The following is a 15,698-nucleotide window of genomic DNA, read 5'->3' on the forward strand; positions in this document are numbered from 1 at the left end:
TTTTAAAATGTTAATTGAATGCCTCCGGTAAATGTTCTCAATGCCGGGAAAAATTGAGCACTCCCCAATCGAGATGATTGGGGGTCCAATCCCGAATAATTGGTCAGGGTAAACAGGTTTTGTGCATGAAAATAAATTTTGCATGTATTGAACCCTACCATGGAGATATATGCGGAAGGTATTTGGTACGAAAGAGAAAGCGTCTTTAACCGTATAAAAGAAGCATCACCAATGGCTAAATTACTACCAGTTGTCCTGGTATATGCCGTATTCCCCGTGAACGACTGGGAAAACATTTGGGTATTGGCAATATCCCCTTCCTGTGTCCACCTGTCCATAATTTCTGTTGGTTGGTTTTCCGCAAGTCTACCAGGGGTCCCAAACATTGAGAATTGATTTCGTCCCAGTTGCTTTGCAAACTCAACCAAAAACTCCAGCCCAAAGCTTTTATAGTTTATCCTATTATTAAGTCCTCCATAATATTTCCTGCCCAGATCTTTTATTACAATCCTATCATTAAAATCAAACCTACCATCCTCATTTACATCCAGCACCTCATATAAGCCGGTCTCTGGGTTTACCCCGATAGATTGGTACAAAATAGCACTGTAAAGAGACTCCCCTACCCGGTAAGTATTTGCATAAGAAGACTGTTCTATATTTTGAAACTCTACCAGCTTGTTTTTAGGGAAAGTGATATTAAAGGAAGTCCTCCAACTAAAATCAGTTGATTGGATATTCGTCGTGGTCATTTCCAATTCCCATCCTGTATTTTGTACCGTTGCCGGTAAGTTCGCTTGGATTGAGGTAAACCCGGTCATTGCCGGAAGGGAATACCCAACCAATTGGTTGGAAGAACGGTTGCGATACCAACTTGCAGAAAAAAGGAAACGATCCTGTATAAAACCCAGTTCTACTGCACCTTCAAACTTTTTATTGACCTCCCAGGAATAATCCGGATTGACTAATTGGGTAGGATACAATCCTCCGGCATTAGTTGGTGCATAAGTATCGTAATACCCGTAATCTGCAATCTGGTCACTCCCTGTTGTACCGAAACTTCCCCTTAATTTACCAAAGCTTAGAAAGGGAATACTTCTTCTTATATAAGGTTCTTCCGAAAATATCCAGGCCCCGCCTATGGCACCAAAATTGGCAAATCGTTTGTTGGGGCCAAAACGGGAAGAACCGTCCCTTCGACCGGTAAGGTTCAGGAAGTATTTTCTCTTCCAGTTATATCCTATACGCCCAAAAACAGCCGTATATGCGTATTCAATATCCTCTTGTGTTGAAATTCCCGAGTCGGCCGCCGCCGCCAAATTACCTAACAAACTATCATCCGCGAAGTCGCTTCCACTCATAGATAAGATATTTGCTGTGCTTTTCTGAAAAGTAGCCCCTAATAAGGCTTCCAGATTTCCCCGGCCTATCTCTTTGGAATATACGGCCTGGGGTTCTATAATCCAGGACTGTCGTTTCGTAGTGCGTAAATTAGTAGAATTAACCCATGGAAAAGCAGGATCATAACTACTTAAGGGGTTTTTCATTACCTGTTCGCTATTGAGGTTGGTATATCCAAAATTTGTCTTTAAACTGAACCCCGGAAAAAGCTGATAGCTTAATACTGCATTAGTAACAAAATTATTACTTGTAATATCCTGGGTTCTTCTTAAAGAGCCCAATGGGTTCTCCCAAGTGGAATTTTCCCAATTCAGATTACCATTTTCGTCGGTAAGGCTTGGAGCATTTGGAGCTAATAAGATTGTGTTTTGAACAAAAATAGCGTCATTAAATTGCTTATTCTTATCTATACCGTAATTGGTAGAAAGTATGACTCGGAATTTCTTATCGGAGGAAGTATGGTTCAGGTTAAAATTTCCTGTTATTTTTTGATAGCCAAAGTCCCCCGGAAAAACTGTTCCCTCCTTGTGGTAAGCTCCCCCAAATAGAAAAGAAGTATTGGCATTTCCTCCGGATACCGATGCCTGCAAATCCGTTATAAAAGCGGAACCCCCTAAAAGCTCCTTTTGCCAATCGGTATAGCGGCCTTGATCCCAAAGCACAAGGTCCGGCGCACTTGACGATGTGGGAGTAGCCCCGTCATTGGCAAAAGCTTCCTTACGCATCTCCAGGTATTGCTCCGTATCTAACATTTTTATGGTGCTGGATACTTTTCCCACTCCCGAGTACATATTAATATTCATGGAGGTTTTTCCTTCTTTTCCTTTTTTGGTTGTGATAAGGATAACCCCGTTTGCCCCACGGGAACCGTAAATGGCTGTGGCATCCGCATCTTTCAGGACTTCAATGCTCTCTATATTGGAAAGATTGAGTGTATTTAATGGATCTACTCCAGTAAGAGACAATATTCCCCCTGCTGTTATAGGGCTGGAATTTATCGGTACACCATCAATGATATATAATGGGAGGTTCCCTTCGGTTCTAAGGCTGTTTCGTCCTCGTATCTGTATCGTTGTCGCAGAGCCCGGAATACTGTTTGCCTGTACTACTTCCACTCCTGCCATTCTTCCTTGTAACGCCTGCAAAGGGTTTACCACCGGTTGCATTTCTATATCCTTTGAAGTAACCCGCTTTATGTTTCCTGTTCTTTCTCGATCCCTGACAGTATAATATCCTGCGTTTACTTCCACACCTTCCAAAGACATAATATCCTCTTCCATCCGTACATTTACATTTTCCCTACCATTTAAAGGTATCTCCACTTTCTTAAACCCCATATAAGAAAAGATTAATATATCTACGGGAGATACCTCTATGCTATAAGTTCCATCAGTATCGGACAACGTACCCCGGCGGGTATCTTTGATCCTAATAGTAACACCCGCCAGGGGGCTACCCTGCATGTCGGTGACGGTGCCGTTTAACTCGTATTGCTGCACATCTTGGTTGGTCTGCGCCTGTGGCAATGGCTTTTCCATAGGTTCTGCCTTTGGCTTGGGTGTAAGTATGATATTGGTATCGGTAACCTCGTAGGCTACCTTACTTTCTTTAAACAAGACCTGTAAAACCGTATGTATACCCCTTTTCCTTGCCCTGATGTTCAATTTTCGGGAAAGGTCTATCTCGGCCTTCTTATAGTGAAACCGAAAGTCGGTGGTCTTTTCAATTTCTTCCAGTACTTCCAACACAGTTGCCCCTTCCATATCTAAGGTGATCTTAGCCTGGGCATAACTGTCATTGGCGTGTATCTGGAATAGGGTGACCAAAAAAAGTAATAGAAACAGCTTCATTTTCAGGTCAAATTTTAGGAAAAGGAGCATCCTTTCTCCTTGGTTCTTGGTGAATTTCATAACTTTGTAATGATTTAGTTAATCCAAAAAATTAAATCGTATTCTAATCGGAGGGTATCGCGAGTACTCTCCGATTATTTTTTTTGCCCCGGATGTGCTTATGTATGGAAACAGGAATCCAGGGCAGCAACACGAGTGTTACTGCTTCATAGGTAAATGTATTTTGGTTAAACGTTGTTCCCCTGTAGGTTGTGGTGGTCTTATGGGGGCGTAATGGTTATGGTATTGCCACTACGTTCATAGTTAAACGGTTGCAATTTTTTAAGGATACCCAACACTAGTTCCAGCGAATCACCTTCCTTAAAAGAGGAGGTCAATTGCTCTTTTTCAGAAGCTTTGTAGGTATTGTTTATTTTGACATTATAATGCCTTTCCAGTTTCCGCAGGATGATGTCGAAGCGATCATTGAGGAAATACAGTTCCCCGCTTGTCCATGCCGTATATTTATACACATTGATGTCTTCAACGACAATCTTTTGGTTTTCGAAATTGGCTTTTTGCCCCGGAACTATCTTTTGTATAGTTTTTTCATTCGCTTTATCTTCCGGTTTGTACACCCCTACACTCCCCTCTGCCAATACGGTATAGGTATTGCCTTCGTTTTTATAGCTAGTGACATTGAATTTGGTTCCGTACACCCTGGTATTCATTTCGTCCGTTACCACGGTAAACGGCCGGGTATTATCTTTTGCCACTTCAAAAAAGGCTTCCCCGTCCAGGAATACATCCCTTGGTTGCCCGGGCAGGAACTGCACCGGGTAACGCAACATAGAGCCGGCATTCAAATATATGTGCGATCCGTCAGACAGTACTAATTCAAAGGTCTTTCCATAAGGCACCGTAAGCTCATTATATGCCAGCTCTGTTGCGCTCTGTTGTGTTTCTTTATAGACCAGTACCTGTTTGTTCTGTTGTCCCAGGGCACGGCCTGCTCCGGTGGTGATTGTCCGGGTAGCGCTTTCGTCTATGGCCTGTTTGGATCCATCTTGTAATTGTAAGGTTATTTGTGGTTCTGGTGGCATTGCCTCTTTATCCGACAGTCCCAAATTGTTTATAAAGAAGAAACCAATTCCCAAAATACAAGCCGCCGTAACCGCCGTTAAAAAACTCCTTTGTTTATACCACTTTTTCAAAGAAGGTTGGCCGGCACTCTTATACATACCGCTTTGGATTTCTTTCCACATCTCGTCTTCCATACTGCCAAAAGAACTTTTTTCAGAGAGTCCCAGCACCAGTGTTCTTGCGGCTTTTACTTCCTCCTGCTTGTAAGGATAGTCGGCCAGGAATTCGCACCAGAAACGATTGTTCCCGGCATCCGGATGATGTACCCATTGTATAAAGTAATCGTCTGCGGCAAAATCTATCCTATCAAAAGTCAAATACTTCATTCCTTAAAATCTTAGGCCAAAAAGAAAGGCTTCTATAATGTAGTGTGGAAAAGGATTGTTTTTGTTTAAAAAAAATTCAACTTTTTTACAAAAAACATATTAAATAGCTGATTTGAAGCTATGTACAAAGAGAAGATAAAGTTCTTTATTTCCTAAAACAGATTCCAGGATCTGCAAGGCCGTGCGGATGCCATAGGTCACTTTCTGGTAGGGCAAGCCGGTAATTTTGGCTATTTCCCTATTGCTTAATTGCACATAATACCGAAGGTGAATCAGCTCCTGCTGTCTTTTGTTCAGCTTTTGAATCGCTTTTTGCACCTGGTTGTTTCGAAGATAGGAATGCTCTTCGACAATAATCTCATCTTCTGGAGAGACGGAAGTATTACTTTGGGGTGCGGAATCTACCAGGGAAAGAAATTTACCATGTTGCTTAGCCTGGTTAAAAATGTTACGGCGTAAGATGGTGAACAGGTACGGGCGCACCTTCTTCACCTTGGTATAGGATTTACGGTTTTCCCATAGGTCCAGAAACAAATCCTGTATGGTGTCTTTCACCAGGTCCGCATCACCAATCAGTCGGATGCCGTAGGAGAGCAAGTCGCTTACATGCCGGGAGTATAACGCATGAAAGGCAACGGTGTCCCCTTCTGTGAATTGAACCCACAATACAGTTTCAGAGTTTTGGTTTTTATCGTTTTCCAAATCACCGGATACGTGATGACCTAATGTAATATTTGCTTTCATCATTGTCCCCTATTATATTCAGTATCGTAAGTAGTTTGCACACCTATTGCCTTGGAGTGGCGTACTACTATATAATGCTACTATTTTTGTTATCGTAAAAGCTACATTCCAATACCGGAACATACCTGGGTATCAGTTTTAACAATTTGGGGAATATTGAGGGGGCGGGGTGCTCTTTAAGATTGTTTAAATGGTGTAAACCTAATTCAAAGTTAACAATTAATTTAACACTATACTTACAATATATCGAAAATTAGCTGTTATATGGCCGTACATACTTCGACTTTATTCCTCTGCTCTTGTATGTTTTTCCTTGTTTAACTCGTCTATGAAAACGGTGGGCGATACACCGGTACGGTGCTTAAAGGCATCGACAAAACGCTGTGTGCTGCTAAAGCCCACTTCCCCTGCCAGGGCCTTATTGGTGTAATTTCTATAAAGTTTTTTATCTTTCAACAATTGTATTATATGCTCTATTTTTAAATCATTGATATATTCCACTACTCCCTTTTGCTTATAGTGTGCTATTATTTTGGACAGGTACCTGTTATTTGCATTAAAGGAGGCGGCAAGTTTAACCAGGGTCAGGTTTTCTTCGATATACCCATTTTCATCTTCAAATTTTTGAAGCTGCTTTAGTATCGTATCCACGGTACCCGGGTTGATGTTTAACTTCCCGGGCTTTGCAGGTTTCTTTTTGGGGGTGGGTTGATCCGAGTTGATTTCCTGCATAAGTTTGGCAAATTTCTTCCGGTTCCGGTGGCGCTGGAATATGGCAAACATGATAAAAAGCAATAGCACAATTCCTGCCAAGATCAGTATAATATCCTTTTGTTTCCCCTTGACAAGCAATTGTTCTATCTCGGTTTGTTTCTGCATCAATTGCCGGGTCCTGTATTCCTTATAGATTTTTCCCGACAGATATTTATAGGTGGTACTTAATACATTATCTACCTTTAGTAGTTGCTTGATGTAATACAGTTCGGCCTTGGCGTTCTGTTTGGCATTGTAATAATTGATAAGCAATTCGTAATTTTCCCTCAGGCCCGGACGGGTATATTCCTTTTCTTCAAAAATCTCATCTACTTTTATCAGGTAAGGCAAGGCCTTTTCCTTTTCACGCATAGCCCAATAACTGCGGCCCAGATAAAAATACGCTACCGCTTCATTGGCAAAGTCCTGACGGTTCTCAATAAAAGGCAGTGCTTTATTTATGGTCTGTATGGCCAGGGCGTAATTTTGCCGGTGATAGTGGTTGATGCCCTCAGAATGGGTAAAATAAGCATCCATGCTGTGATTGTCCAGACGTTCGGCCTCGGCCAGCCCCAGTGTATTGGTCTCGGAGCATAGGCCAAAATTACCCATACGGTTATAACAGAGCCCCAGGGAATGTAAAGTGTTCAGGTAGGCCCTCCCATCGGCAGTTTTAAAGTAGGATATGCATTCCCGGAACAACGTAATGGCCTCTTCGTAATACCCAATATAGTACTTTACATGGCCTATCATATACTTTACCTTATGCTTCAGATAGGTATCCTTGGTATTTTTTATATAGTCGTAGGCAATAATATAATGGTCCAGGGCCCTTTCATTTTCTTTATTCCCATAAAAAACAATACCCCGGGTTAAATAGGCAGACCCTATTAAAGCCGAATCTCCCGATTTTCTGGAAGCATAAATCATGCTGTCCGAATAGGTCAGCCGCAGTTCTCTTTCGGAATGGTGCAGATAGTTTTTATACCCGTTTACAATCTCTTCCCAGTTTTTTTCCTCCAGGGCCTTTTGCAAAAAGCCCTGGAGATAAATGGCTTGCAACGCAGTATCGCTTTCGCCCTTTATCTTATTGAAAAGTTCGTCATAGCTCTTGTTCAGGATGCTATCCGGAACATTTTCGGGCGATGGTTGGGAAAACATCGGCACTATGGAAAGAGCAAATAGGACTATATAGATCTTTAAAAACATAGTACGGAACAGGTTGGTTGGTTATTCAATGCAGGGGAATGCATTTTTATTTGGTTGGCATGTGGCAAGCGGGTGCTATGCCAACAAACAACATACACCACAATATGCGGGGCTGTTCAAATTTAGCACAAAGAACATAAAAGAGGGGTGTTTTTAACATAAAAAGCAGTTTGGATTTTCCGAAAATCCATATATGATTTTCCGAAAACCCATACTAGTGGCCTTGCGGAGAGCAGAACATCGCCATAGCTTTGTCCGTGGATTCCATAAGTATAGTTCTACTTACCCGGGTGAAATGAACTGATGAAAATAAGTAATCAGAACATTAACACATCTACAATCATGAGAATTCTAATATGCCTAGTTGGTATTACATGGATAGCTATATCCTGTAACACGGAAAATGACCTTGACTATAACAACAATAGTATAGAAAAAGAACAAACCACGCCAGGGGAAAACAGCAATACTTCCTATCTGGTCGGTAGGATATACCGGGAAATACTGGACCGACATTCCGAACATGATACCGAACCATCGAACATCGAAGAGGTGAACAAGGAAGTTCAGGCCCTGATGCAACGCTATAAGCTCAATGAGGCCGGAAGTACGTATACATCCTACAAAGAGGTCACTAAGTCCAACAGTACGCTGGATTCCATTTTGGCAAACGCTCCCCTTTCACCTCCGGCAAAGCAAAGCTTTACGGACTTTATTTATACGCTGGTTGATAGCACCTTCCAAAATCACGGAGCATGGGAGGCCTTTATCCTATCCTATGAAAATGAGGTTACCCAACAATTGGAATGGCCGGAAGCAGACCGGGATACGATCCTTACTGCCACTTCCCTGATCCGGGAGACCGGAAATATACTCCGTGGCGGACGGGAGGACGAAGACTGGGATATCGCCATAGGAAATATAGTTATGATTCTTATAGGTGTATTTGAGAGTACCCAAGCCGCTATTGTCAATGCCCTGATGTACACCCTCAATTGACCATCCGATGAAGACCACTCCCCGATTGAGATACAAATTGGTCATTGCACTCCTGGTCTTATTGATCTGCCTTAACCTGACAGGGCTATATTTTATATATGAATTGTATACCTATGATGAAATATTGGCCTATATGCCCGATAATTCAATCCGGAGTGATTCCCCGAGAAGCCTTGCCATACTACTGTACATTACCATCCTGACCAATATACTTTATATATACATCAACTTGATGGCAAGGCTTTTTACCCCAGCCAATTAAATTCTTACCACGCCCCGGCCCCAACCATAATAGCCTATTTATGAACCGTGAACCCCAAAACGCTTATGTTATAGATTTTATAACGGGTTCCAAGCACAGTAAAACATTGGATTCTCTTTTGGAAGTCAATGGTTTTACGGCTATAATTGTAAATACGGGCTATATGAGTATGGCATTTAAGGAAATTCAAGTTCAGGTAAACACCAAAGATTTGTTCATTGTGACCGGGCCACCGGACAATTGGGCGCATATATTAAGCGAACAGTGTGAAATATGGGTATTCTCTTTTGACCCATCGTATTTTTACGGGCCATATTTGGAAAAGAATGCCTCCGCTTTTTTGGTTTTTCTAATTTCCCTCAGATATTCAAAACTAACCTTGACATCCCAGGACTTCAGTATGCTGGTACAATGGTTCATGTTACTGTACAGTAAAAGAGCCAAATCCGTGTCCCAGGTATATGAGCATAAAATTGTACTTCGGGAAATCCAAATACTCTTGCGGGAACTAGGGAAGATATATTTTAATTATACACCGGAGGTCATAGTGGGGCACCCACATAGGTATACGATCGCTTTTCAGTTTTTACGGCAGTTGGAATTACATTTCAGGGAACAGCATGGAGTACAGTTTTACGCGGATTCACTTTATTTGAGCGCCGACCACTTATCGAGGGTCGTGAAGAAAGTAACCCGAAAAACCGCAAAACAATGTATTGAGGAAAAAATAATGAACACCGCAAAAGCACTCTTATTGGAAAATAAGGCCATTGCCGTAATAAGTACATCTTTGGGGTTTAAAACAACTTCCCATTTTTGTTATTTTTTTAAAAAACATACCTCTTATACCACATCCTCTTTTCGAAAATTTGGCCATAAGATAAATTTAGGAAAAGTAATCCGTGAAAAATAATATGGACAGATGATAGCGGCTTGTGAAAAATTTGGGAACCTGTTTACTTTCCTTAAAAGTAATTTTAATGAAGATTTATAAAGAAATATTACAAAGGCTGGACGATGACTTAGATACACTTGAGACGGAAACAAAAGATATACTCGAAAAAACAGAAAAGGGAATAAAATTATCCCGGAAGGCACTGAGAAACATGAGAGACCAGGTAATAACCAATGGATTTGAATCTTCCCGGAATGAGATCATATTTTTCAAGAAAATCAAGCCCAGGCTATGCAGTAAATTGATCTATTGTGCCAAACTCTTTAACATTGAAAGCAAGAGGCCCAGGGGCAGCAACAAATCGCAGATAAAATACTTAAATAACCATATTCACAAGCTTCAGGATTATTTTAATGACAATCTCGAATTTTTCCACTACTACCGCAGGAATGCCACTGCTTTTGACGAACATTACTTTTTAAGGGAAAAAATGGATATCCGTTTGCGGATGGAAACTTATTATTGTCTTACCGATGAGCAGTTTTCAACCTGTCACGATAGTACCGTGGCCACCATCATGGCCTACGATATGTTAATCGTGTATTTAAAAAAGGAAATAGAAAAAATTGAAAATAACAACCCTACCGATTCTTTTTTCCAATCCAACATAAAGCCTACAAGACTCTTCTGGACGGCCAATAAAACAGATTTGGTAGAACTTATCTATGCCCTGCACAGCTGCAGGGCAATCAATAGCGGAACGGCGGATATTAAAGAAATGGCCGCTATTTCCGAGCAAATATTCAATATCGAATTAGGGGATTATTACCATACCTTTCTGGAGATCCGCTCCCGGAAAATCAATCCAACAAAATTTATAGACAATCTAAAGGATTCCCTGCTCCAAAAGATGCAGGACCTGGATGAATAAAAACACCCAAGTTGGGTACAACTTGGGAATGCAACGAAAATAAAAACATACCATATAATTTGGGTGTTTTTGATATGCTCCCGTGTTGATTACTTTGTTAAAGCAAATCAATATAAACCATTGAAAATTAACAACTAAAATCACCCAACTTGGGGACACCTTGTGAAAAATGTCCAGTAATCATTTCCAGTTTTGTAAAACGAAAGTCAAATCAGAAGGAGGCCATCAAATTAGGTGACAGTAAAGCGATGGCCTCTTTTATTAAAATTGTTTTACTATGGGAGCAACCATCATTACTACAGAAGACCTCCGGGAATTCAAACTGGAACTACTCGATGACATCAAGGAACTACTTCAAAATCAAAACGGCCACCCCACTAAAAAATGGCTAAAGTCCAATGAGGTAAGGAACCTTCTGGGAATATCCCCGGGAACACTCCAAAACCTGCGTATCAACGGTACCATTCCCTACACCAAGGTGGGCGGTGTGCTGTATTATGATTACAGCGAGATTATGGGGGTTTTGGAGAAGAACAGGGTGCCAAATAAGTTCTGAAATTGGAGGATACCAACTATATCAAGCACCTGAACGGGGTGTTCAGCCAGTTTTCCAAGGACAGCCGTTTAAATCCCACGCATATCAGCTTATATATCGCATTGTTCCAACTGTGGAATACCAATTTCTTTAAAGAGGAATTCTATATCAACCGCGATGAAGTGATGCAATACGCCAAGATCGGTTCCAAGTCCACTTACCACCGCTGTATCAAAGAACTGAACCATTGGAACTACCTATTGTACATACCCTCGCACAATCCCTTTAAAGGGAGCAAGATCAAGATGTTCGATTTTGGGACAAGTACTGGACAAGTGGTGTACCAAAGCCATACCAATATCGGGACAAGCAATGGACAAGCAGTGGTACCTATAAACAAACATATACAAACTATAGAAAACCATAAAAACAACAACAAACCGCAAAATTTTAAAAATTCAAATAATCAACGCTCGAAAAACAACCATAAACACAGCACCAGTGTCCCATATCAGGACAACCTGAGAACCAGTACGGATAAAAACTACAACGAACCCCTATGACTCACAAAACCCCACATATCATTACCGAAGGAGGTGTACAGTACCATCTCGGGGAGTTCAGGAATAATGAAATCCAGTACGATTTTGAAAAGATGCTCATCTACCTGGATGCAAAGGGGAAATTGTTGTTTGGAGAGAAGTTTAAGATCCACAGGGAAGACCGGCCCATCCTATACAGGCTTTGCTCCTATTTCATCAAGGATCAAAAACGATGTGAAAAGTTCGGCATTGATGTCGATAAGGGGATTCTGCTTTCCGGTCCCGTGGGGTGCGGTAAAACCAGTCTGATGAAACTATTGCGCTATATAGTCCCGCACCAGCGCCCTTACGAAATGGTTCCCTGCCGAAATATTACCTTTAGTTTTAACCATCTTGGATATAAGACCATTGAAGAGTTCGGGAATACCAGTTTCTTCTGTTTTGATGATCTCGGTGTGGAACCTCCCGGAAGGTTCTACGGGAAAGACTGCAATGTCATGGGGGAAGTCCTTTTGTCAAGATATGATTTGTATTTGAATACTAAACGCAAGATCAAAACCCACGCCACCACTAACCTGAATGCCCGGGAACTGGAAGAACGCTACGGCAACCGGGTACGGAGCCGGATGCGGGAATTGTTTAACCTGGTAGCCTTTGATAAACAGAGTAAGGACAAACGGGTATGATAGGTTCAGGGGACATATTGTATTCCAAAGGGAAAAATGATGAGTGCTATACCCCTGCTTATGGTGTCCGGCCTATCCTGGAATACATTCCTCCCGGAAAAATCATCTGGTGCCCTTTCGATACTGAAAACAGTTGGTTTGTCCGGTTAATATCCCGTCAAAACCCGGTAATCCATTCCCATATTGTAGATGGGAAAGATTTTTATACCTACGAACCCGAACAATGGGATATCATTATCTCCAATCCTCCCTTTACCAACAAACGTTTGATCTTTGAACGCGCCCTTCTTTTTCACAAACCTTTCGCCCTCCTGATGACAAATACTTGGCTCAACGATGCCGCACCCAAACGGCTATTTATGGATAGGGATTTGCAGTTACTGATGTTTGACAAAAGGATAGCATTTGATAACCGGAACAAAATCACTTTTAGCAGTAGCTACTATTGTTGGGACTTTTTGCCGAAGCAGATTGTTATGAAGGGGTTGGATAAATAGAAAATTGAGAAACAACCCTTATTAGTGATAAATTTTGCTTTTGAGCTATTTCTAATATTTAATCAAAGTACCGAGGATACGGAACAACGGTGGGAGACCAATTCAAAATACTACCTAATCAATCAATAATGGCAGAAAAATACTTAAATTGCATTCTGTTTAAAACTAATAAGACCCAATTAATGCAAATTGATATCTTAGGAAAAGTACGCGAAAAAAAATTACCATATAACAATACTCTATTACCACTGTATGAGGCTGTTGTAAACTCGATTCATGCGATTGAAGAAAATAGCGCTACAAGTTCCGGGATTATTGAAATTGAAGTAATTCGATCAAATCAAGTCAATTTGGAATTTGATGGAGGAGAATCATTAGCCCCGGTAACTGATTTCATTATTACTGATAACGGGATTGGTTTTAATGATGATAACTATGAATCATTCAATTATGCGCATTCTACTTATAAAATTGATAAAGGGGGAAAAGGAATAGGAAGGATCACTTGGTTAAGGGCTTTTAATAAAGCAGAAATTGAAAGCGTTTATAGAAATAATGGTTCAATGATGAAAAGGGTTTTTAATTTTGAACCAACTCGAAAAGGAATTGAAAACCATGAGAATACTACGTTGGCCACTAATGGTAAAGTTAGCCGCTATACAAAAGTTCATTTAAAGTCATTAAAAGAAGAATATCAAAAATGGTGTAACTCTAAATTGGAGGATATTTCATTAAAAATAATTGAACATTGCTTCACTTATTTTTTAGATGAAAATTGTCCAAGAATTATCATTAAGGATGAAAAGGAACAATTAGTCGTGAATGATTTGTTTGGTTTATATACACGACAAGCTGTAGAAAATAAAAAGATAAAAGTCAAGGGGAATGAATTTAGCCTTGATATTGTAAAATTATATAGCCCCAAACCAGATAATAAAATTCACTACCGGGCTCATAAAAGAGATGTAGTAAGTGAAAAAATCACAAATCATATTCCTGAACTCCAAAAATTTATCGAAGATGAAAATGGAGATAAATTTTCCATAGGAGTTTATGTTTCTGGTGGATATTTAGATACTAAAGTCAATGAAGAGAGAACAGAAATCGGTTTTTCAAAAACTGAAACATTGTTTCCCGATGATTTAAAACAAGAGGATATCAGTAATGAAATTGTAAATGTAATTAGGGATAAATTCAAAGACTATCTGGCAACGTTATCTGAAACAAGAATTGATAGAGTAAAGAAATTTGTTAAAGATCATCCAAGATATAGATATCTTTTAAAATATAAGAAAGAAGCTCTCAAAGGAATTTCTTCAACTATACCAGATTCAAAGCTTGAGATAGAACTTTTTAAAATACAGAAAAACTTGGAAACGGAAGTTATTTCTGAAGCTTCATCTATTATGACCAGTATTGAAGATCTAGAGCAAAAAGAAAATTTTAATACAGAACACAGTGAATTATACAATAAGATAATAGAGGTAGGAAATGCGAAACTCTCTGAATATATCCTACATCGAAAGCTCGTTTTAAAACTGCTTGAGACTCATCTAAAAAAATCCGATCAAGGCAAATATTCTAAAGAAGATTCAGTACACAATTTAATATTTCCATTAAAGAAAACATCAGATGATATTGCGCTTGATGAACACAATTTATGGGTAATTGATGAAAGATTGGCTTTTCATGATTATTTGGCCTCCGATAGACCATTTACTAATGTGGAAAGAACTGCATCAACTTCATTACAAAGAGCAGATTTATTGATATTTAATAAAGCTCATATTCTAAACGAAGACACTAAACCATATTCATCTATTGTAATTGTTGAGTTTAAAAGACCAATGAGGGATGATTACACCGAGGAAGAAAACCCTATAAATCAAATTAATAAATACGCCCGGGAAATTATAAATAATGATGTGCTTGATAAAGACGGGAGACCTTTTGACATACGGGAAGGGACTCCTTTATACGCCTATATTATTAGTGACTTAACACCGAAATTAAGACAATTCGCACAAGATCAAAACTACACTTTACTTCCCGACAATAATGGTTATTTCAACTTTAACAGAAACTATAACCTATATGTTGAGATCATTAGCTTTGATAAGCTAATATCGGATTCTAAAAAGAGGAATAAAATCCTTTTTGAAAAATTAAACCTTCCCACGATTTAAGATAATTATAATAATTTCTTTTATACTCTTCGAGATTTCAATAAAAAACTCCTTCATAATTCCATCGTTAAAAATTCAACAATCCCAATTAAAATAGCCAGTGCCAAGGCCCTGATATTTCTGTTATCCAATAAGTACCCGGACTCATCCTCATTCGACAGAAATCCCATTTCCACCAATACAGCAGGATAATAATCAGTAGCCTCCCGAAGCACCTGAAAGCTTGCAAACTTCACTCCTCTACTTTCAAAGTGCAGTTGCTCCTTCAGTTCCTTTTGTATTTGATAACCTAACCAAACGGAATGCTTTGAAAAAACGTTTTTTCTTTTATTGGCATACACTTCAATGCCCCGGGCATCAGCATTACCGGAATGATTACAATGCAAGGAGACCAACACGTCCGCTTTTAAAGTTTTGCCCAATTTTGTCCTATTTGATAACGAAATCAAGGTATCCTGGTATCTTGTCAGGTAAATATCAAGTTGACCATTAAACAAGGTTTTGTTTAACCGGACTATTTCTTTAGCTATATCCAGTACAACATCCTTTTCCCGGATACCATTTATACCGATAGCACCGGAATCTATTCCACCGTGACCGGGGTCAATGACAATTACCCTTTTATCCGGAAGATTTTGTCCGAAAAACACACAACTTTTTAAGAGCAAAAGTCCAAAAATGACGTTTTTGAGCCTCCAGGTCTTCCCAACTTTTAAACTTATCAACATAGCACTTTCATTTTTTCATACAATTTGATCTC

The 15,698-nt window shown here is 39.8% G+C and carries 14 protein-coding genes; 9 read left to right on the top strand and 5 right to left on the bottom strand.

Going from position 1 to position 15,698, the window contains the following annotated elements; genetic code table 11:
• Positions 1 to 2: 2 nt before the first annotated feature.
• From ED312_RS06675 to ED312_RS06690, 4 genes are all read right to left on the bottom strand, one after another.
• Entirely contained in the window at positions 3 to 3,311 is a 3,309-nt protein-coding gene (locus ED312_RS06675) for a SusC/RagA family TonB-linked outer membrane protein (RefSeq protein WP_240643045.1), read from the bottom strand.
• A 200-nt stretch (positions 3,312 to 3,511) separates the two neighbouring features.
• Positions 3,512 to 4,699, bottom strand: coding sequence for a FecR family protein (locus tag ED312_RS06680; protein WP_123215236.1), 1,188 nt, complete (start codon positions 4,697 to 4,699; stop codon positions 3,512 to 3,514).
• Between the two features lie 99 nt (positions 4,700 to 4,798).
• Positions 4,799 to 5,446: an RNA polymerase sigma factor gene (locus tag ED312_RS06685; RefSeq protein ID WP_123215237.1), complete on the bottom strand. Its 648-nt coding sequence runs from the start codon at positions 5,444 to 5,446 to the stop codon at positions 4,799 to 4,801.
• A 282-nt stretch (positions 5,447 to 5,728) separates the two neighbouring features.
• Entirely contained in the window at positions 5,729 to 7,405 is a 1,677-nt protein-coding gene (locus ED312_RS06690) for an AraC family transcriptional regulator (protein WP_123215238.1), read from the bottom strand.
• A 342-nt stretch (positions 7,406 to 7,747) separates the two neighbouring features.
• On the opposite strand from ED312_RS06690, the gene ED312_RS06695 reads away from it, so the two are divergent.
• The 9 genes from ED312_RS06695 (at position 7,748) to ED312_RS06735 (ending at position 14,938) form a co-directional block, all read left to right on the top strand.
• A complete protein-coding gene (locus ED312_RS06695) occupies positions 7,748 to 8,404 on the top strand; it encodes a hypothetical protein (protein ID WP_123215239.1) in 657 nt (218 codons plus the stop codon).
• A 7-nt stretch (positions 8,405 to 8,411) separates the two neighbouring features.
• Positions 8,412 to 8,666: a hypothetical protein gene (locus tag ED312_RS06700; protein WP_148044229.1), complete on the top strand. Its 255-nt coding sequence runs from the start codon at positions 8,412 to 8,414 to the stop codon at positions 8,664 to 8,666.
• A 40-nt stretch (positions 8,667 to 8,706) separates the two neighbouring features.
• Positions 8,707 to 9,579, top strand: coding sequence for a helix-turn-helix domain-containing protein (locus ED312_RS06705; RefSeq protein WP_123215241.1), 873 nt, complete (start codon positions 8,707 to 8,709; stop codon positions 9,577 to 9,579).
• Positions 9,580 to 9,646: 67 nt separating this feature from the next.
• Positions 9,647 to 10,492 carry an RteC domain-containing protein gene (locus ED312_RS06710; protein WP_123215242.1) on the top strand — a complete coding sequence of 282 codons (846 nt, stop codon included), beginning with the start codon at positions 9,647 to 9,649 and terminating at the stop codon, positions 10,490 to 10,492.
• Between the two features lie 277 nt (positions 10,493 to 10,769).
• Complete coding sequence (locus ED312_RS06715) at positions 10,770 to 11,048, top strand: helix-turn-helix domain-containing protein (RefSeq protein WP_123215243.1); 279 nt, start codon at positions 10,770 to 10,772, stop codon at positions 11,046 to 11,048.
• A 2-nt stretch (positions 11,049 to 11,050) separates the two neighbouring features.
• Complete coding sequence (locus ED312_RS06720) at positions 11,051 to 11,590, top strand: hypothetical protein (protein WP_123215244.1); 540 nt, start codon at positions 11,051 to 11,053, stop codon at positions 11,588 to 11,590.
• Positions 11,587 to 12,255, top strand: a complete 669-nt coding sequence (locus tag ED312_RS06725) for a P-loop NTPase family protein (RefSeq protein WP_123215245.1) — start codon at positions 11,587 to 11,589, stop codon at positions 12,253 to 12,255. The genes ED312_RS06720 and ED312_RS06725 overlap by 4 nt, the downstream gene beginning before the upstream one ends.
• Positions 12,252 to 12,752, top strand: coding sequence for a tRNA (adenine-N(6)-)-methyltransferase (locus ED312_RS06730; RefSeq protein ID WP_123215246.1), 501 nt, complete (start codon positions 12,252 to 12,254; stop codon positions 12,750 to 12,752). The genes ED312_RS06725 and ED312_RS06730 overlap by 4 nt, the downstream gene beginning before the upstream one ends.
• Before the next feature lie 128 nt (positions 12,753 to 12,880).
• The gene (locus tag ED312_RS06735; protein WP_123215247.1) at positions 12,881 to 14,938 is read left to right on the top strand and encodes an ATP-binding protein; all 2,058 of its coding nucleotides are present in this window, start codon (positions 12,881 to 12,883) and stop codon (positions 14,936 to 14,938) included.
• Positions 14,939 to 14,991: 53 nt separating this feature from the next.
• Here ED312_RS06735 and ED312_RS06740 read toward each other — a convergent pair whose 3' ends face one another.
• Positions 14,992 to 15,666: an N-acetylmuramoyl-L-alanine amidase family protein gene (locus ED312_RS06740; RefSeq protein ID WP_123215248.1), complete on the bottom strand. Its 675-nt coding sequence runs from the start codon at positions 15,664 to 15,666 to the stop codon at positions 14,992 to 14,994.
• Positions 15,667 to 15,698 lie beyond the last annotated feature (32 nt).

The organism is Sinomicrobium pectinilyticum, from assembly GCF_003725735.1.
Classification (GTDB): Bacteria; Bacteroidota; Bacteroidia; order Flavobacteriales; family Flavobacteriaceae; genus Sinomicrobium; species Sinomicrobium pectinilyticum.